The 19,332-nt window shown below is 68.8% G+C and carries 9 protein-coding genes and 2 pseudogenes; 4 read left to right on the top strand and 7 right to left on the bottom strand.

What is annotated here, in order from left to right; translation table 11 throughout:
- Positions 1-260: 260 nt before the first annotated feature.
- Positions 261-983: pseudogene (locus NQO67_RS15155) on the top strand (lytic polysaccharide monooxygenase auxiliary activity family 9 protein); the annotation flags it as partial.
- Positions 984-1,266: 283 nt separating this feature from the next.
- Here NQO67_RS15155 and NQO67_RS15150 read toward each other — a convergent pair.
- The 4 genes from NQO67_RS15150 to NQO67_RS15135 form a co-directional block, all read right to left on the bottom strand.
- Positions 1,267-3,315 carry an alkaline phosphatase family protein gene (locus NQO67_RS15150; RefSeq protein ID WP_255950487.1) on the bottom strand — a complete coding sequence of 683 codons (2,049 nt, stop codon included), beginning with the start codon at positions 3,313-3,315 and terminating at the stop codon, positions 1,267-1,269.
- Positions 3,316-3,621: 306 nt separating this feature from the next.
- Positions 3,622-4,059 carry a DoxX family protein gene (locus NQO67_RS15145; RefSeq protein WP_255950486.1) on the bottom strand — a complete coding sequence of 146 codons (438 nt, stop codon included), beginning with the start codon at positions 4,057-4,059 and terminating at the stop codon, positions 3,622-3,624.
- Between the two features lie 278 nt (positions 4,060-4,337).
- Positions 4,338-5,330 carry a glycoside hydrolase family 6 protein gene (locus NQO67_RS15140; protein ID WP_255950484.1) on the bottom strand — a complete coding sequence of 331 codons (993 nt, stop codon included), beginning with the start codon at positions 5,328-5,330 and terminating at the stop codon, positions 4,338-4,340.
- Between the two features lie 351 nt (positions 5,331-5,681).
- Positions 5,682-7,565, bottom strand: a complete 1,884-nt coding sequence (locus NQO67_RS15135) for a glycoside hydrolase family 44 protein (RefSeq protein ID WP_255950483.1) — start codon at positions 7,563-7,565, stop codon at positions 5,682-5,684.
- Between the two features lie 449 nt (positions 7,566-8,014).
- On the opposite strand from NQO67_RS15135, the gene NQO67_RS15130 reads away from it, so the two are divergent.
- Positions 8,015-8,503, top strand: coding sequence for an ATP-binding protein (locus tag NQO67_RS15130; protein WP_255950482.1), 489 nt, complete (start codon positions 8,015-8,017; stop codon positions 8,501-8,503).
- Between the two features lie 1,154 nt (positions 8,504-9,657).
- Here NQO67_RS15130 and NQO67_RS15125 read toward each other — a convergent pair.
- The 3 genes and pseudogenes from NQO67_RS15125 to NQO67_RS15115 form a co-directional block, all read right to left on the bottom strand.
- Positions 9,658-11,019 (bottom strand): annotated as a pseudogene (locus tag NQO67_RS15125) (glycoside hydrolase family 6 protein); the annotation flags it as partial.
- Positions 11,020-11,478: 459 nt separating this feature from the next.
- Complete coding sequence (locus tag NQO67_RS15120; protein WP_255950481.1) at positions 11,479-12,681, bottom strand: cellulase family glycosylhydrolase; 1,203 nt, start codon at positions 12,679-12,681, stop codon at positions 11,479-11,481.
- Between the two features lie 12 nt (positions 12,682-12,693).
- Positions 12,694-14,100 carry an SGNH/GDSL hydrolase family protein gene (locus tag NQO67_RS15115; RefSeq protein WP_255950480.1) on the bottom strand — a complete coding sequence of 469 codons (1,407 nt, stop codon included), beginning with the start codon at positions 14,098-14,100 and terminating at the stop codon, positions 12,694-12,696.
- A 1,021-nt stretch (positions 14,101-15,121) separates the two neighbouring features.
- On the opposite strand from NQO67_RS15115, the gene NQO67_RS15110 reads away from it, so the two are divergent.
- Entirely contained in the window at positions 15,122-17,743 is a 2,622-nt protein-coding gene (locus NQO67_RS15110; protein WP_255950479.1) for a glycoside hydrolase family 48 protein, read from the top strand.
- Positions 17,744-17,775: 32 nt separating this feature from the next.
- Positions 17,776-19,035 (top strand): glycoside hydrolase family 5 protein, encoded by a 1,260-nt coding sequence (locus NQO67_RS15105; RefSeq protein ID WP_374118994.1) that lies wholly within the window; start codon positions 17,776-17,778, stop codon positions 19,033-19,035.
- Positions 19,036-19,332: the final 297 nt, after the last annotated feature.

The following is a 19,332-nucleotide window of genomic DNA, read 5'->3' as shown; positions in this document are numbered from 1 at the left end:
AATATTCCATGAAGCATGGAAGAGTGTCCGCAAGAGCATTTACCTCGCAACTGGCGCGCGCTACGTTAATGGGAGCGCTCCCATGTTGCATGGGTGCGACATCCGCATCACCCGCTCATTGCGTGTCCCGCAAGGCGGCACGCGATCAGCACGCCACCCGCACACGCGTCAGGTGCCGCCGTCACCGGTCGGCGTCCGTCCGGTCCACGGACCCGGCTCTCCTGCCGTAGTGGCATTTACCCCCCAGAGGAGACTCGTTCATGGTCATCCGAGCTCTTGAAAGAGCGAAGGTCCCGGTTCGCGCACAGCGGCTGTTGGGTGTGCTCGGGGCCGCGCTGCTGGCCTTCGTCTTCGTGTCGCAGCCGACACCCGCAGCGGCCCACGGCGTCGCCATGATGCCCGGTTCGCGCACCTACCTGTGCTACAAGAACGGGCAGCAGTCGGGCGGCGACCTCAACCCGTCCAACGCCGCCTGCAAGGCCGCCGTTGCGTCGGCCGGTACCACGCCGTTGTACAACTGGTTCGCCGTCCTCGACTCCAACGCCGGGGGCAAGGGCCAGGGTTACGTGCCGGACGGGAAGATCTGTAGCGCGGGCGACAAGTCCCCGTACAACTTCTCCCCCTACAACGCCGCTCGCTCCGACTGGCCCAAGACGCACCTGACGTCCGGCTCGTCGATCCAGATCCAGTACAGCAACTGGGCGGCGCACCCCGGTGACTTCCGGGTCTACCTGACCCACCAGGGCTGGTCCCCGACCACCCCGCTGGCCTGGGGTGACATGGACCTGATCCAGACGGTCACCAACCCGCCGGCCTCGGGCTCCGCCGGTCAGGACGGCGGCCACTACTACTGGGACCTGTCGCTGCCCTCCGGCCGCAGCGGTGACGCCCTGCTGTTCATCCAGTGGGTCCGCTCGGACAGCCAGGAGAACTTCTTCTCCTGCTCCGACATCCTCTTCGACGGTGGCAGCGGCAACGTGACGTACTAGAGGCCCACGCACCTCGTGCGCAGCGAGGTGTGCGGATGCCTTCCCCTACGTGCCCCCGGCGCGTAGGGGAGCCGCGCTCAGGTCCCCGCGTCGGCGGACGCGGGGACCTTCGTTCGGTCGGAGCCAGGACCGGAAGACCACGCCTCCCCGCAGGGTCGACGGGTCCCCGGCCAGCCACCGAGGAATCATCCCCCCTGCACGCGAGCACCGGGAACCACTTCCAGGGCCCGCGGCAGGGGGGATTTTCCGTCGTGCTCGGCCGGCTCCGCCGTGCTCCTCAGAGCGTCGCGACGCGGCCCGCGTACCGCTGGGTCCAGTCGGTCCCGGTGTCCGCGGTGATGACCACGTCGTAGTAGCCCTCGTGCGTCGGCCAGGTGACGACGGTCGACCTGCCGGCGGCGACGCTGCGGGTCTGGCTGCCGCCGAGGTAGTCGTTGGCCTTCAGGGAGTACCGCACCGGCCGCGTCCCGTCGTTGTGCAGGGTGAACCGCACCTTCCCGTGCGAACCGCCCACGAGGTGGACGTCGACGCGTGGTATCCCGATGTCCTGCCGGCCCGCGGGGACGACCTGGCCGGCGAAGGACCGGAGGAAGCCGTCGGGTCCGTAGACGGAGAACGCGTACCTGCCGCCGGTCTGCCGGGTGTCCCAGGTGTACCGGCGCGGATCCGACGCCGACACGGTGTACGGCGTGTTCGAGAAGTCCTGGTGGGCGTCGGGGAAGACCGACAGGCTGACCGCTTTCCCGTCGGGCCCGCCGGCGAGGGTCATCAGGGCGGTCACCGTGCCGGCTGAGCGGTCCTCGGCGAGCGTGGTGTGCGGGTGGAAGGAGAGGCCGCGGTGCTTCATCCGGTCGGCTGTCGTGGGCGGCGGCGTGCCGTTGACCGGATCGGCGATGACCACGGGGCCCGGCCGCGGATGGGCGAAGTCGATGGCGCTGGTGAGGTCACCGGCGATGGAGCGGCGCCATGCCGTGATGTTCGGGTTGGTGAACGGCTTTCCCAGGTACGCCGCCCACTTCTCGAGGAACTTGATCGTCGAGGTGTGGTCGAAGACCTCCGAGGCGACGTACCCTCCGCGCGTCCACGGCGAGACGAGCAGCGTCGGAACCCGCGGACCGAAGCCGTACGGTGTCTCACCCGAGAACTCGCCGGGGGTGCCCGGCTCGGGACGCGGCGGGAGCACATGGTCGAAGATGCCGTCGTTCTCGTCGTACGTGATGATGACCAGCGTGTGGTTCCAGATGTCGGGATTGCTCTGCAAGGTCTGGAGGACCTTGTTCATGTAGCGCTCGCCGTGCTGCGTGTCGAAGGCGGGATGCTCGCTCCACGCGGCCGGCATCACGATCCACGAGACCTCCGGCAGCGGGTGCTCCGCGCCCGGCCGGCACGCGGCGATGAGGTCGCGCAGAACGCCGTTCAGGTTCTCCTCGGAGTCGTCGTTCACCACGCCGGAGTCGGTGTAGACGAACGAGTTCGCCTTCCAGATCTTCCCGGTGCCCTCCGCCATGTCGGAGTCGCTCGCGATCCGCGGGTCGAACGCCCTGAAGCTGTTCGTCACATTGCAGCCGTACTCCCCGATGAACCCGCTCTGGAGGCTGCCCGTGACGCCGTTTCCGCTGTTGTCGGAGTAGACGCGCCAGTTGATCCCGGCTGACTGCAACTGCTCGGGGACCGTCAGCCAGGCGCGGCTGTAGTCGTTCTGGCCGGCGTTGGTGATCTCCCCGTTCGCCGTACCGGTCATGAAGTAGTACCGGTTCGGGAGCGTCCCGCCGTGCAGGGAGCAGAAGCTCATGTCGCAGACCGTGTACTGCGAGGCGAGGGAGTACATCCACGGCATCGTCTCGGGCCTGAAGTACCGCATCGCGTTCGTGCCCTTGTCCACGACCCAGGTGTTCCACCGGCCGCCGTTGGCGCCGTAGAAGGCGTGGTTGCAGGAGGCCTGGCTGGTCGAGGGGAACGGTGTGACGATGGTGCCGGCGGCGTCACGCTGCTGGAAGACGTTCGTGCCGTCCTGGAAGGTGAGCACCTGCTTGTCGTGCTGCCCGCGCACACCGGGCAGCTGGCCCAGGTAGTGGTCGAACGAACGATTCTCCTGCATCAGGATCACGACATGCTTCAGATCGGCCATGGTGCCGCTGTAGCCCTCGGGCAGAACGTAGCGCGATGTGCGGTGGTGCTGCCCGCCCGCGGCGACCGCCTCCGCGGGATCGAGGCCGACGGCCACCGCCCCCATCGCCACGCCGGCGGTCTGGAGGAAGCGGCGGCGAGGGAGTCGGGCACCCTCGCCGGTGTGTCTCTCGGACTCGGGATGGGTCTCGTTCGTCATGGAGGGCACCTTTGGTCGTCGATCTGCAAGCGCGTCCAGAGCGTCCCGTGCCGGCGGCGGAGCGCCGTGCAGGGGAAGCCCGAACCGGCACATGTTCGGCCGGCCGCGCGAACGGTATCGGGACCGCAGACGAAATGTCAGGGGCGGGCGCGGGAAAGGTTCGAGGTCACGTCGCCGGCCAAGGGGGCGGACCGCGGCGTCCGGCGCTTCCGGCCCTGCCGCCAGGGCGGCGGGTGAGAAGCACGGACCGCCGGCGGGACCCTCAACCCGCCGGCGGTCGGTCTGTTCAGCGGAGCCGTGGAGCCGTCAGCTCCGCCCCGCCGGTTCCGGCACCGCCTGCTCGCCGCGGAGCCGTTCGACCACCGAGCTCAGCGCCCAGCTGCCGGGACCGAAGAACATGATGAGCAGGAACGCCCAGCAGAACATCGCCGCCGGCTCTCCGTTGTTCTGGATGGGGAACAGCGCGTGCGGCTGGTGCTTGGTGAAGTACGCGTACGCCATCGACCCGGAGCAGATCATGGCTGCCGCCCGGGTGCCGATGCCCAGCAGCACGAGTATGCCGCCGACGAACTGGATGGCGGCGGCCCACCAGCTCGGCCACTCCCCGAAGGACGGGGAGCCACCGCCGTGCGGGGTGACCAGCACGCCGAACAGTGACGATGCTCCGTGGCAGGCGAACAGTAAGCCCACCACGACTCGGAAGATCCCGAGGACATGGGATTGGTACTTGTCCAGCTGATTCATCGAGAGGCCCTTTCTTGCATGCGCGATGATCAGGAATCACCCGCGAGGGCCTACGAACTCCCCGCGGGTCTGACAGGCGCACGCCGCACGTCGAGCCCCGGAAGGGACGACGTCCGTGTGCGCTTCCGGGCAGTCCCGGCGCGTCGGGGTACGCGTCGGAACTGCCCGGTGCTCAAGGGGGGACGGGCCCGTCGGCCGTGGCCGGCCGCGTCGGGTGGGGGTGATCCGACACGGACGGCCACGGCCCGGGGGTGCGCCCCCGTTGGCCGCCTGCGGGTTCAGGACCCGTTGGTGGCCAGACCGTAGGCGAGGTCCGGCACGAACTGCCCGGCCGTCGCCGCGCAGCCGTCGGCCTCGCCGGGCAGCTTGATCCACAGGAAGGCGTCGATCTGGGCGTCTCCCGTCTGGTCGGTGCTCGGCGTGCCGATGCGGCGCCCGGACGGGTCGCACCACGCACCGCCGGCCGCGGGACCGTTCCCGTTGCGGCTGGTGTCGATCACCGCGTGCAGGCTCGAGTCACCGATGCTCGCCAGGATCTGCTTGTCGTAGCTGATCTCGTTCGAGGTGTTGTTGTAGTTGGAGACGTTGGTGGCGATGCCGTCCGCGCTGTTGGTGATGTCGGCGGCCTTCAGCCGGGAGGCGATGTCGCCGGCCGAGAGCCAGGCGGAGTGCCCGGAGTCGAAGTACACCTTCGCCTGCGACGAGCCGGCCTTGAGGGCCTTGCCGGCGTACGCCAGCGACGCCTCGGTGTCCGCCTGCTGCTGGCCGTTCATGCACTGCGTCATCAGTGCCAGGACGTCCGGCTCCAGGATGATCACTGCTGGACGGTCGCCGAGACCGGCGGCGAACTCGTCGATCCAGGCCCGGTACGCGGCCTGGTCGGGGGCGCCGCCGCTGCTCGCGCCCGAGCAGTCCCGGTTGGGGATGTCGTAGGCGACGAGCAGCGGAACCTTGCCCGCGGCGGCCGCCTCGCCGACGAAGGAGTCCACCTGGCTGCGGATGGTGTCGGTGTTGGTCTCGGTGTACCACTCCGGCTGGGGCACGCTGGCGATCTTGTCCTTGATCGTCTGTGCGCGTGAGTCGCCGGGGTTGGCGGCCGCCCACTCGGCGGCGTTGGTGTGGGGGTTGACGTAGAACGGCGAGTCGGCGGCCGCTGCCGTGGGGTGGTCGGCCGCCGCGGCGCCGCCCGGCGCGGCCAGTGCGGTCACGGCGGCGGCCAGGGCACAGGCCGCTGCGAGTGCGGACCGGCGGGAGGCGCTGCTGTGGGGCATCGGGGGCTCCTCATGTGGGGGATGGTGCGGTAGGGGCAGGTGCACGGTGTCGTGCTCTGTCCCAGCCTCGCCTTCAGGCCTTCCCGAATGGATGAGGGCCCTCAGCATCCGACTGTTGTCTAGACCATGTCAAGAGCTTGGACTAGACCAAGCTCCTCGTCGGCCCGCGCGACGGTCGCCACGCGGGGTGGGGGTGACGGGATGAGGCTGGGGAAGTAGGCGTCCGGCCCGAGCGGGGCGGGAGGTGATCGGGCCGGACGGGTCTGGGGAGGGGCCGCGGCGCGGTTGGCGTCCGGTGGCCCCGGGGGTGCCGGGCCCGGCGGGGGTGACCGGGCCCGGCGACGCTCGGTCCTATCGCCTGGGGGAGGGCGAGGGCGAGCGTCTGGCCGCGGGGACGGCGGATGGATCCGGGAGGGTGCTGCTGGTCACGGGGTGCACGTGCCGGGTGGAAGCGGCGTGCGCGGGCGGCACCGGGCGGTCGCCCTGGGTGGCACGGGCCTCGTGGACCGGGGTGTCCGACGCGTCCTTGGCCTGGTCCGTACGGTCCGTGTGGGCCTGCGCCGCCACCTGGCCGGCCGCGGGAACGACCAGCTCGGTGATGGAGTAACCGGGCAGCGTCAGCGACGCCTGGCCGCCTGCGATCGCCTGGTCGGGCAGCTGCTGGATGGCGGAGGTGTCCGCCCCGCTGTACTGGAAGACCTGCGCGCTGGCGTCGCCCGTGAGGCCCTTGATGCTCAGCGGGGTGGTCAGCTCGCTAGTGGACTTGTTCACCAGCATCAGCGTCAGCGCGCCGTCCGACGAGCGCCGGGACGCGAAGACCGAGACCTGGTCCGCGTCCGCGGTGTTCGCCGTCAGGCTGGTGTCACCGAACTTCGAGCCCTTGCCGTCGTAGTCGAGGTACATCCGGAAGGCGAAGGCACCCGGGTCGGTGGGCGCCGGCGGCGACCACAGGGTGGCCAGGTCCAGGCCCTCCCGGCCGAAGATGCCGAGCACATCGGCCTCGGCGAGCCCGCCGTCGATGTGGTCCAGCGCACCGTAGTTGTACTCGCTGATGGCGATCTTGGTGCCCGGGTAGTTCTGGTCGACCAGCTGGCGCATCCGGGGGATCAGATCCACCTTCTGGTTGATCCAGCTCTCGTCGGTGTACTCCGGGTCCCACAGCTGCCGGGTGGAGCGCAACCGCAGAGCCTGGGTGGCGTCGTCCTCGCCGCCGCCGGTGACGCCCGTGCCCTGCGGGTACCAGTGGTTGTCGTAGTAGTCCAGGATGCGCAGGCCGTGCTGCTTCTGGTACGCGGCCATCTGCTGGAGGTACCACTCGGCGTACGGGACGCCGTCGTGCGCGGCCTGGTCCGGCGGGTTGGACCAGCAGTCGCCGCCCTGCTCGTTGCAGGTCTTCTGGTCGAGGCCGGAGAGCATGATCGAGTTCCAGCCCCAGCCGACCGGGCCCAGCGTCTTCGCGCTCTGGTCGGCCGCCTTGACCGCGTCGGCGATGGAGTACGTCCTGTCCCGCATCTCGTCGTAGCCGGCACCCTCCGGGTGCACGTCGCGGTGGGTGGCGTGCCAGATGTCGGCCTCGTTGTCGAGGTCGTAGAACTTCACACCGCCGTTGTTGGACCACCCGTACTTGCTGCCGAGATGCCCGATCCAGCTCTTGACGTAGTCGCCGCCGGCCGGGGTGCTGGTGTCGGTCGGGTCGTTGCCGGTGATGTTCTTGCCGTCCGCGTCGACACCGTTCCCGCAGTCCGGAGCCCACTGGTCGGTGCTCGCCTGCGGCCCGTACTTCTCGACGCTGAACCCGCACGCCTTCGCGCGGTCCTTGGGGATCCACCCGATCAGCGGCACCGTCATGATGGTCTGCGAGCCGTTCGCCTGGTCCTTCTCGACGAACTGGTCGGTGCTGGAACCGTCCGGGAGCGCGGCCGGGTCGGCCACGTCGTCCGGGATGTTCTCGAAGTACCAGTCGGAGGCACGGTTGCTGGTGCTGGTCAGGTAGTTGTAGCGGGTGGTCGCGTTGCCGCCCCACCGGTCCACCGGCAGTTTCAGCTCCTGGGCCAGGCCGGCGTCGGCGAAGTTCATGCCGTAGACGTCCTGGCTGATGGGGTGTCCGCTCACGGTGGCGTCCACGGTGAGCGCAGGGCCGTCGGCCGCGTGGGCGAGCGGCGACCCGGCCACCACGGTCGCCGCGGTGACCACCGCCGCGGCCAGCAACGACAGACCCGAGCGTCTGGAGTGCATGACTGGCCCCTCCTCAGGAGCGCGAAAGAAGCGGGACGTGCGCCGCACACCCCCGGGCGCCCGGGGAAATCCCCGAGTGACCACCGGTGCGGTGACGGAACGAACCGTGGTGCACGATCTCGTACAGGCTCCTGACCATGACATGACACCTGAAAAGACTGCGTCGGGCCCTGGGAGCGCTTCCAGACAACAACCATGACCCCGGCTGCGTCAAGAGGATGTTCAACTCTTGTTTCATCCAGGTCTCTACCAGAGGTTCACCCGCCCTGTGATCCTTCAACTCTTTGCGGTATCCCACTTCCGTAGGGGTTTATTACTCGTTACAGTCATTAGGTGTGGGAGCGCTTCCACAGAATGCTTCCAGAGGCCTTCCAGAGGCCGAAGGCGCAAGGCAAGGCACGACCGGCAATTCGTCGACAGCAGGGACACCGACGCTAAGGAAGATCTCGATGACCACAGTTGAAGTGCCCGTGCCGGTGGGGGAGGACATGAATCCGCTCAGCGGGGATCTGCCCGAATGCCCCGCGCTGTCCTGCGACTTCTCGCTTCCCACGGACCCGGTGTCCGTCCCGGCCTCGCGTGCCATCGCCGGCCAGACGCTGGACGCCTGGGGCTTCGCCCGGGACGACTCGGTACGCGAGACCGCGCTGCTCGTGCTGAGCGAGCTGGTCACCAACAGCGTGCGGCACGCGGCCCGGCTCTCCCCCCAGGTGGACGTCGGCCTCAGCCTGACCGACACCGAGCTGACCGTCGCCGTACACGACCGGCATCCGCACCGCCCGAGCCCCCTGACCCGGCCCCGTCTCGACGGCGAGGGCGGCTGGGGCCTCCGACTCGTGATGGAACTGGCCGCGGAGTCCGGCGGCGGCATGGCAGTACGGGCCGACCTGGAAGGTCCCGGCAAGACAGTGGCGGCGTACCTGCCGTTGGGCGCGTAACCGCGCGGGTGCGCCGGCGGTCCACGGCGCGGGGCGGGAGTCGTGCGGGGTGCCACGGAGCCGGGCGCCGATGCCGGACGGCGGTGCACGACCACGGTCGGTGACCCACCCGGCGGGAGCCGGAAGCGCGACGGCCGAAGGGCAATCAGTAAGTGGCGGTGTGACCGCCGGAGGTGGCGTGCGCATGCGCCGCCTTTTTTGCGTTTCCGGCCGTATCGAAAAGCGTTTACGGCCTTACCGAGAAAACGGGGCCGTGTGGTTCCTGCTCGGCTACGGGCGGAAGCGGCGGCTCAGGTGCCGCAACCGGGTGCGGTGCCGGGAAGAAGTGGCCTTCTGCGGAAGCAGTACCGCCACGCAGGAGGCCGTGCGCGCCGACGTGGGTCGAGTGGTGTCCGTGCCGCGCTCGGTACCATGTCGCATCCCTCCATGCGGGTCGCAGGAGCGCTGCTCACGTGCGGCGTTTGGGCGGAAGGGACGGATGGTGCCGCTGGCTGCGGGGCGGGGAGTGGTGGTGACGGTGTTTGGTGTGCGTGGGCCTGCGTGTGCGTGTGCCAGGCCTGTGCATGTGCCGTTACGGGTGTGGGTGGGGTTGCGTGTTCGTGTAGGTGGTTGCGTGCGCGTTTGTGGGACCGCGATGGAAGCGGGGATGCGGTGGCACGTCCTGCCCGACAGGGCGTGGTCGGGTTCCGCGCCTGCGGTGTGCTGGTTCGGTCCGCCCGTACCTGTGCGCACTTTGGAGCTGGGCCGCGGGCAACCTGCGTTCGGCTCACGCGATCGTGTGTAGCGGTGCGTGCGGGCGTGCGTGTGCGTGCGTAGGTGTGCGTAGGTGTGCGCGTACGTGTGTTGTTGCCGGTGTGTAGGTGTGTTGCTGCCTGTGTGTACGTGTGCGCTCCCGAGGCTTGGGTGCATACCGATCGTGGGTGTGCAGGCGGTGGTGTGTGCGGCGCTTGGCCACGGGCACGCCGCGCGCCCGCAGTTGCAGTCGCGCCACCGGAGCCGGCACCCCGCTCGAGCACCCTCATGCCAGCCTGACGCACCCCGCACACACCGAAGCGGGGCCCGACACGACCGGTGCGATCGTGTCGGGCCCCGCCTGGTTGCTGCGGGTTCGAGTGACCGTTGGCGAACGGTCACCGGGGGCCTACCGGCTAGCTGAGGGGCGGGTAGGCGTTCTGTACCAGCTGCTGGAACTGGGCCGAGAACCAGTCACCGGCCAGCGGCGAGTCGGCCATCGCACCGGTCGGGTTGTTCCCGTTCCGGTCGTTGCCACCGTAGGTGGGGTCGCACATCTGGTCGAACCCCTTGCCCTCGTCGTTGGGGATCTCCTTGCTCGACCCGTCCGACTCCCCCGGGGGCTTGGCCCACACGTAGGCGTCGACGCCCGAGGCGGGAGCCGTCTTCGGACGCTCACCGATGCCGGCGCCCTCCTGGTTGCACCAGTTGCCGGCGTGGATGCGGCGGTCGATGCGGCTCTCGTCGACGAAGGTGTTCACGTCGGTCGACGAGCTCTTGCCGGTGGGCCGTTCAGAGCCGCCCCAGCCGTTGCGGGCGGTGTCGATCAGCATGCCGATGTTGGACGGGAAACCCTGGCTGACCAGCTGGGAGCGGAACGCGGTGGCGAACGACTGCTCGTCCACGTAGTTGTTCCAGTCCACCCACTTCGACTGGCGCACCGAGGTGCCGTTCACCGAGTCGGTGACCTTGAAGTAGGGCTCCTGGAGCGCCGAGTAGTTGGCCGTGTTGACGATGAAGCCCGTCACGTCGTTGACGGTCGCGCCCTCCGTCGTGGCGGCCTTCTTCATCTCCTGCGCGGCCGGGTTGAAGTTGCTGTCCCAGCCGAGCCAGCCGTGGTGGCCCGCGTCGACGTAGTTGTACACGTTGGGGATGGCACCCAGCGTGTGCAGCGCGTACCCGACGCCCTTCTCGTAGTTGCCGTTGGACTTCATGGTCGCGCAGGCCTCGGTGGAACCAGCGCTCCCACCGGCGTTCGTGACCAGGTTCGGCAGCGAGTCCGGCTCGATCAGGGCGGCGATGCGGATGTTCGCGTACTTCGAGTCGCTGAGGATGTCGGCGATCGGGTCGATGTACTCCGACTCGTACCGGTCGATCTCGTCCGGGCCCAGCTCACCGTTGGAGGCGAGCGCGGCGCAGTCACGGCCGGGCAGGTCGTAGATGACCACCTGGAAGAGGTTGGCGCCCTGGGCCAGTGCCGCGTCGAGGTGCGCACGCAGGCCCATGGAGTCGCTGGAGCCCTCGATGGCGGCGATCCGGTCAATCCAGACGAAGGAAGGCGTGTTGGCGACGGCGGCACCGCCGGGCTCCGCAGCGGCCTCCTTCGACCACTCCTCGTTCACGTACCCGGTGGCACCCTGGTACGGATTGTCCACTCGTTCAGCGACCGCACCGTTCGCCGCGCCACCGCTGACCATCATCAGCCCGGAGGCCAGAGCCATCGCGGCCATCGCGGCAAGGCCGCCGCGGCGATAGCGAGAGCTGCGTGGGGGGCCTGATCTCATGCTGAGCTCCTTCGTTGTGACCGCGACGGGAGTGTCGTGATCATGACACAACTGCCAGAAACATCGCTCCATGAAGGGCGGGGGGATTGGGAGCGCTCCCATGGTCGGTGGAAGCGCTTCCAGATCCATGACCGTACCAGTGCTGTAACACTCTGAAAAGAGCCCGCAACAATCTGGCGGACATTCGGTTCGTCGTAGCAGGTCGGGACGGTGCCCGGGATGTGCCGCGCGGTCGGCCGGGGGTGTTGACACGCATGGACGACGTTGTGGTCGGCGCCCGGTAGGGCACCCCGACCAGGCTGCTGTACGACTCTTCCAGACGTCTGGACGCCCGTCCATACCCGGGAAGGGGAGCACTTGTGGAAGCGTGGAAGTGCCGTCCGGCCGCCGCCACGGCCGGACGGCACGAGGAGCCGGCGGGCACGGTGGCCCGCCGGCCCGTACCGGGCGGACGGCCCCTCAGTCGCGGGCCGCGGCGCCGCTCTTGGCGGCCTGCCGGTCCGCGTGGGCCGTGAACTCCGCCAGCTCGGGGGAGTTCTCCAGCACCGAGTAGATCGGGTCCACCCCCTGCTCCTGCATGTCCGGGAACCACCAGAAGGCGGTGGCGTCGCCGTTCTGCGCCTCGAACTCGCCGAACAACTCCTTCCACCACGTCGTGCGGTCGACGTTCTTGGTGTTGAACTCGCCCATCAGGAACGGCTTGCCGACCACGTCATGGGAGTCGGAGATCCAGCTGTCGACGAGCTTCTTGGTGTCGTCCAGCGACAGGTTGGCCCACTCCTCCGTCGGATACGGGTGAGCCGAGGTGAAGTCGATGTACGGCGACTCCTGGATGTGGACGAACGGATTGCCCTCGTCGCCCCCGAAACCGTACTTCGTGCCGTGCCCCTCGATCCCGGCGTCCACCATGTGCCGGGGGTCGATGCCCTTGATGTACCCGGCCATCTCGTCCACCCAGGCCCGCAGGGTGGTCCCGTCGGTGTTCTCCTCGGCGCTGACGTCCTGGTAGCGGGGCTCGTTCATGAGCTCCCAGGCGAAGATGGTGGGATCGTCCTTGTAGGCGATGCCGCTGTAGTGGTTGACGCGGTTCAGCGCGTACTTCACGTAGTCCTTGTACTGGGTGAAGCAGCCGGGGCACTCGGTCTTGTTGAAGAACCGCCAGCGGTTGGACTGGCCGCTCGGCAGCCCCTCCCACTTCAGCCGGGTGTCGATGCCGCCGTAGGCCTCCCAGTAGTTCTCCAGGGTGGGCAGCAGGCGGATGCCATGGCTCCTGGCGGACTCGACGACGTAGTCGAAGAGCGCGAACTCCTGGTCGTTGTACTGGCCCTTCGCGCTCTCGAAGCCGTGCCACTCCTCGTGGTCGAACATCCACAGGCGCACCAGCCCGACATGGGCGGCCTCGAGCCGGTCGAACTGCGCGTCGATGCGCGCCTTGTCCATGTACTGGGTCTCGGTGTCGCCGTAGCTGCCGCCGTACGTGAACAGGTCGTACACGTTCGTCCCGGCGACGTAGTACGGAGCGCCGTCCAGGCAGAAGTGGATGCCGCAGCGCTGCACGAAGCCCTCGTCGGCCGCGGTCGTCGCCTGGGCGCCGGTGGCCGGCAGGAACGCGGTGGCGAGCAGGAGCGCCACCGCGGAAGTGGTGAGCAGACGTGCTCTCATCAGGACTCCTCGTCAGTGTCCGTGGCCCGGTCCATGGTCGTGGGCGTGGCCGGCACCGGTGGCCGGGCCGGGGGTGAGGACGGCCAGGTCGATGCTGTCGGCCATGGCCTGGGTGCCGGTGTCGTTGGGGTGCAGCCCGTCGCCGCTGTCGTAGACCGGGTCGAGGGTGAGCGGATCGCCGGGGGCCGCGGTGGCGGCCGCGAAGTCGATGACCGCGTCGAAGTCGCCGCCGGTACGGATCCAGTCGTTGACGTCCTGCCAGGTCTGCCCGCGCGCGGCGGTCCAGATTGACGACGACCCGAACGGGGTCATGGTCGCGCCGATCACCTTCAGGCCGCGCTGGTGCGAGGCTTCGATGATCTTCTTGTAGGCGTCGATCATGTCGGCGGCCGAGGCGTCGTAGCCGATGTCGTTGATGCCCTCGAAGACGATCACGCTGCGCACCCCGCTCTGCTGGAACACATCGCGTTCCAGTCGTTCCAGGGCCGGCACGCCGTAGTACGGCTGGCCGTCGCGGGGGGCGAGCAGGCGGTTGCCGCCGAGGCCGGCGTTGACCACCGAGATGGACGGCCGGTCGGCCGGTCCCGCGGGGTCGGCGAGCCGCTTGGAAAGGTCGTCGGTCCAGCGGTCGTTGGCGTCGCCCTTGGTGTTCGCGGTGTCCGTGATCGAGTCACCGAGCGCCACCACCGCACCGTCCGGACGCGCGGCACCGTCCACGTCCACCCCGTCCACGAGCATCCAGCACGGTGTGGTGGTGAACGCAGCCGGGTCCGTCGACGTGGTCTGGTCGCCCGAGGCCACGAAGTTGGTGTTCGTGGTGAACGGATGGTTGGTCAGCGCACCTGTGGCATCCGGCACATAGACGCTGACCAGCAGGGTGGACAACGTTGTCACATTCAGCTGCACCGGGTCGCTGAAGAGTTCCTGGCCGGCCGGGATGGTGACCGATGCACCGCCGTCGAAGGTCAGCGGCACCGTGCCGCCCGGGGTCGGTGCGGCGCCACTGGCCTGCACCCCGACAGAGGCGTGGCCGACCGTCACGGGCGCGGTGCCGAAGGCGTTGGTGAGCCGGACACGCACCGAGCTGCCGCCCGCGCTGACGAACACCGCGTTGCGGACGGTCTGGTTCGCGAGTCCGTCACCGGCGGGGCAGGTGTTGCCGGGGATGGCGGAGCCGACGACCGGAGCGCCCTGCCAGGTGGCCACCCACTGCTGGCCCGTGGGATGCGGTGCCGCGGCGACCGGCGCCTGCCCGGCGGCGATCAGCCCCGCCGAGGCGGCCAGGGTGAGCGCCCCGGCGCGGAGTCTGCGGCGCCGCGCGGCGGTGGGCGTCCCTGTGCCGGGGTGCGGGGACGGGGCGGGGGAGTGCGGGTCGGTACCGGGCGCGGCCTCTGCCGCGCCGTCGTGGATGGGGTGCATACGGCCTCCGTGTCACCGGCGTGGGCAAGGGTGCCGGCGCGCGGCCGCTGGTGCGGAGGCCTCCTGCTCCAGGAGGGCAGGGGAAGGGCGCGGAGACGTCCGGGCGGGGCCAGGAGTGCTCGACGGCCGACCGGCCCGTTCCTCGCCCATGGCCTTCGGGAGTTCCCCGTGCCCTGAGGGTGTGTCGTGCCGCCTCATGGGTGTGGGGTGCTCCGGAGGTGCCCCAGCCGTCGCGCGCTGGTATGGACGTTCGCCGGATGCGCGCACCACCAAGGTGTGTGTGCGGGCGTGCGGGCGACGTCGATCCCGGGACGGCCCGGTGGGAACCGCCTGGGAGCGCTCTTAGAGTGGGTGGGCGACGTGCCCGTGTCAATAGGGTGAAGAGGGAAAGTTCCGCTTCGTACGGTCTGGTACCGCTGGCTGCTCCACAAACTGAATTCTGGTCGACGTGCAGGGTAAAGCAGCTGGTCATGGGCGAAGTTGAGGCGGTGTGACGGTCCGTGGCGGGTGCGCTTTCCCGGACGAGTTTGATTCAACGGGGTTTCCAGCCTGTCATGTCCCGGCTACAGTCCACCCTGGAAGCGCTCCCAGGGGCTTCCGGTACGTGCAACAGCCGAGCCTTTTCTCCGCCCCACAGGAGGAACGTCGTGCGCGACCGTGTGGCACACCTTTTCTTGTCGAACGCGGGGCCGTCGCTGTCCACACAGCCGTCGGCCGTGGCGCCCGTCCTGCTCGGTACCGCCGGGTGGTGCGAGAGCGTGCGACAGGGCAGGAAGGACGTCACTGCCGCCCTGTCCGCAGGCTCACCCGAGGTGTGGTTCCGGGCTTCGGCCCGACCTTGATCTCCGGCTCCGCAGTGGCCGCTCACCAGCCCATTCCGGAGCCGGCTCTCACGTGCGAAGGCCTCGGCGGCGCAGGCCGCCGGGGTGGTTCGCCGGTGCCAGCGCACCTGCGCCGACACCATGTGCGCGGTTCGCCCCAAGGACCGCCCACCCCCACAGAAGAGAGGCATCATCTCGCGATGAGACCACATAGGAAACGCCGGCTGCGGCCCGGCCCTGCCACCGGTGCGGTGGCGCTGGCCGCGCTGCTGGCGGGTGCACTGCCGGCGGTGTCGGTGGCCCAGTCGGGCGACGCCTCGGCGAAGCACGCGAGCGCGCTGTCCGTAGGGAAGATCAGCTCACTCAAGGGCGTTGGTCAGAACTACTTCCTGGGCAAGCACGCGACCGTCCCGCTGCAGACCAAGACCACGGGCGACGTCAGCAAGGTCGAGTACTACGCCGACGAGACCCTGCTGGCCAGGGACACCACTGCCCCGTTCACGGGCAAGTGGAAGGACGTTCCGGCGGGTCAGTACGAGATCACCGCCAAGGTGTTCAACAAGGACGGGAAGTCCTCGACGACCGAGCCGGTCGACGTGACGGTGCTGTCGAAGCCGACGATCATCGCCGCGCCGATCACCAGGCAGGTCCGGCAGGGCAAGTCCACGTCCTTCGGGGTCCACCTCGCCACCAAGCCGTCCAAGGACGTCACGGTGTCGGTGTCGCGGGCTGACGGCACCAAGGACCTGAGCGCCGCTCAGAAGACGCTCACGTTCACCCCCGAGAACTGGAGCCAGGACCAGCAGGTCCAGGTCACGTCCACCAAGAAGGGCGGCGACCTCGAGAACGCCACCTTCCGGGCGAGCGCCGACGGCTACAAGTCGGGTCTGGCCAAGGTCCAGGAGCTCAAGGCCGCCGCCTCGGACTACGAGCAGGCCTTCCTCGACCAGTACAACAAGATCAAGGACCCGGCCAGCGGTTACTTCCGCAACTTCAACGGCATCCTGGTCCCGTACCACTCGGTCGAGACCCTGATGGTCGAGGCTCCTGACCAGGGCCACGAGACCACCTCGGAGGCGTTCAGCTACTACCTGTGGCTGGAGGCCGAGTACGGCAAGCTGACCGAGGACTGGGCGCCGCTGAACGACGCGTGGAAGTCGATCGAGACCTACGCGATCCCGCCGCACAACGACCAGCCGACGAACGACAAGTACAACGCGAGCTCGCCCGCGACGTACGCGCCCGAGTCGAACAAGATGTCGGACTACCCGGCGCAGCTGGACAAGGGCGTCGCGGTCGGTCAGGACCCGATCGCCGGGGAGCTGAAGTCCGCGTACGGGTCGAGTGACATCTACGGCATGCACTGGCTGCTGGACGTCGACAACGTCTACGGCTACAGCAGCTGCGCCAACGGCGGTCCGTCGTACATCAACAGCTACCAGCGTGGCGCGTCGGAGTCGGTCTGGGAGACCATCACCCAGCCGTCCTGCGACGACTTCAAGTACGGCGGTCCGAACGGGTACCTCGACCTGTTCACCGGCGACGCGTCGTACGCCAAGCAGTGGAAGTACACCGACGCTCCGGACGCCGACGCGCGTGCCGTCCAGGTGGTCTACCAGGCCAAGCTGGTCGCGGCCAAGCAGGGCAAGAGCAGCGCCATCTCCGATGTGGTCGCCAAGGCCACGAAGATGGGCGACTACCTCCGGTACTCGATGTACGACAAGTACTTCAAGAAGATCGGTAACTGCACCAGCCCGAGCTGCTCCGCCGGCAGCGGCAAGGACAGCTCGCACTACCTGATCTCCTGGTACTACGCCTGGGGCGGCGCGCTCGACACGTCGAACGGCTGGGCCTGGCGCATCGGTGACGGTGCGGCTCACCAGGGCTACCAGGACCCGCTGACCGCGTACGCGCTGTCGACGGACTCGGACATGAAGCCGAAGTCGTCGACCGGTGCCCAGGACTGGGCGACCAGCCTCACCCGTCAGCTGGAGTTCCTCCAGTGGTTGCAGACGCCGCAGGGCGGCATCGCCGGTGGCGCCACCAACAGCTGGGACGGCCACTACGGCACCCCGCCGAGCGGTGACTCCACCTTCTACGGGATGTACTACGACCCGCAGCCGGTCTGGCACGACCCGCCGTCCAACCGGTGGTTCGGCTTCCAGACCTGGGGCATGGAGCGCGTCGCCGAGTACTACCAGCTGACCAAGAACGCCACCGCCAAGAAGATCCTCGACAAGTGGGTCGACTGGGCGCTGGCCAACACCAAGGTGGGCGACGGAACCTTCACCATCCCGTCCGACCTGTCGTGGAGCGGTCAGCCCGACACCTGGAACGCGAGCAGCCCGGGCAGCAACAGCGGCCTGAGCGTGACGGTGTCCACCACCACCAGCTCGGACGTCGGCGTGGCGGCCTCGCTGGCCAAGACCCTGATGTACTACGCCGCCGGCTCGGGTGACACCGAGGCCCAGACCACGGCCGAGGGTCTGCTGGACGCGATCAACACGCACCAGGACAGCATCGGTATCGCCCTGCCGGAGACCCGCGAGGACTACAAGCGGTTCGACGACAAGTACGACTCGTCCACCGGTGAGGGCCCCTACGTCCCGTCCGGCTGGACCGGCACGATGCCCAACGGCGACAAGATCGACTCCAGTGCGACCTTCGAGTCGATCCGCTCCTTCTACGAGGACGACCCGGACTGGCCCAAGGTGCAGTCCTACCTGAGCGGTGGCTCGGCTCCGAGCTTCACCTACCACAGGTTCTGGGCCCAGACCGAGATCGCCACGGCGTTCGCGATCCACGTGGATCTGTTCGGCTGAGCCATCCGGCTCACGCCTCGGAAGGAAAAGCAATGAAGCGGTTCCGTATCGTCAGATACGTGATCGCCGCGGTGTGCGGGCTCGTCGTCTTCGCTACGACGACGGCGAGCCCGTCCCTCGCGGCCTCAGCCGGGACACTCCACCCGGCGTCCGAGCGGTCCGTCACTGCGGCCGCCGGCACGGGTACCGGCTACTGGCACGCCGAGGGCTCCCAACTGGTCGACGCCACCGGTGCGAAGGTCCGGATGACCGGCATCAACTGGTTCGGCGCCGAGACCAGCAACTACCTCCCGCACGGCCTGTGGGCGCGCAGCTACCAGAGCATGCTCGACCAGATGGCCGAGCTCGGCTACAACACGTTGCGCCTGCCGTACTCCAACGAGATGCTGAAGTCGGGCTCCACCCCCAACGGTCTCGACCCCACCAAGAACCCGGACCTGGCGGGCCTCACCGGCCTCCAGATCCTGGACAAGATCATCGACTACGCGGGCACCAAGGGCATGCGGGTCATCCTCGACCGGCACCGCCCCGACTCGGGCCAGCAGTCCCCGCTGTGGTACACCAGTGCCTACTCCGAGAGCACCTGGATCGCCGACTGGAAGATGCTCGCGCAGCACTACGCGGGCAACACCACCGTGATCGGTGCGGACTTGCACAACGAGCCGCACTCCGTGCAGGGTGGAAGCGGCTCCTGCTGGGGCTGCGGCGACCAGGCCACCGACTGGCGGCTCGCCGCCGAGCGGGCCGGCAACGCGATCCAGTCGGTCAACTCCGACTGGCTGATCATCGTCGAGGGCGTCGACTGCGTCTCCGACACGGGCGATCCGCAGTGCGGCTGGTGGGGTGGCAACCTCTCCGGTGCCAAGGAGTACCCCGTCCGGTTGACCGTCCCGAACAAGCTGGTGTACTCGGCCCACGAGTACGCGACCTCGGTCTCCCAGCAGCCCTGGTTCGACGACCCGTCCTTCCCGGACAACCTGCCGGCGCTGTGGGACCACTTCTTCGGCTACCTGGAGAAGGAGAACATCGCCCCGGTGCTGGTCGGCGAGTTCGGCAGCACCCTGCAGAACCCGAAAGACGCCCAGTGGCTGGACGCCCTGATGAAGTACATGGGCACCGGCACCAGCGGCATGGACTTCACCTACTGGTGCATCAACCCGAACTCGGGTGACACCGGCGGCATCCTCCAGGGCGACTGGACGACGGTCGACAGCAACAAGCAGTCGCACATCGCCCCGTACCTCATCCCACCCGTGGCAACCGCCGTGAAGGCGGGTGCCGGCACCGGCTGACGCCGGTCGACAAGCCACTGAGCGCGTCCTGTCGTGGCGGCGGATTCCTCGCTCACGCCGCCGCTCGTGAGGAACGACGGACGCGCGATCCCCGGTGGTGGTACCGCGACCACCACCGAACGCGGTGGAGGGCTCGGTGGGAGCCCTCCACCGCGGCCTTCCCGGCCGCGGCCGAAGCACCTCCCCCCACACTCGGCTTGGTTCGAGCAGGGGACCCCGCACTTCCCGCCGCATCCGTCCGCCGTGGCCCGGCACCGTCCGGCCGGCACGGTGGGACGCGGCGCGATCCGGCACCGC

Source organism: Streptomyces odontomachi, from assembly GCF_024435355.1.
GTDB lineage: Bacteria > Actinomycetota > Actinomycetes > Streptomycetales > Streptomycetaceae > Streptomyces > Streptomyces odontomachi.
Note: the sequence above shows the minus strand (reverse complement) of the source record. Positions and strands in the feature narration are given on the sequence as shown.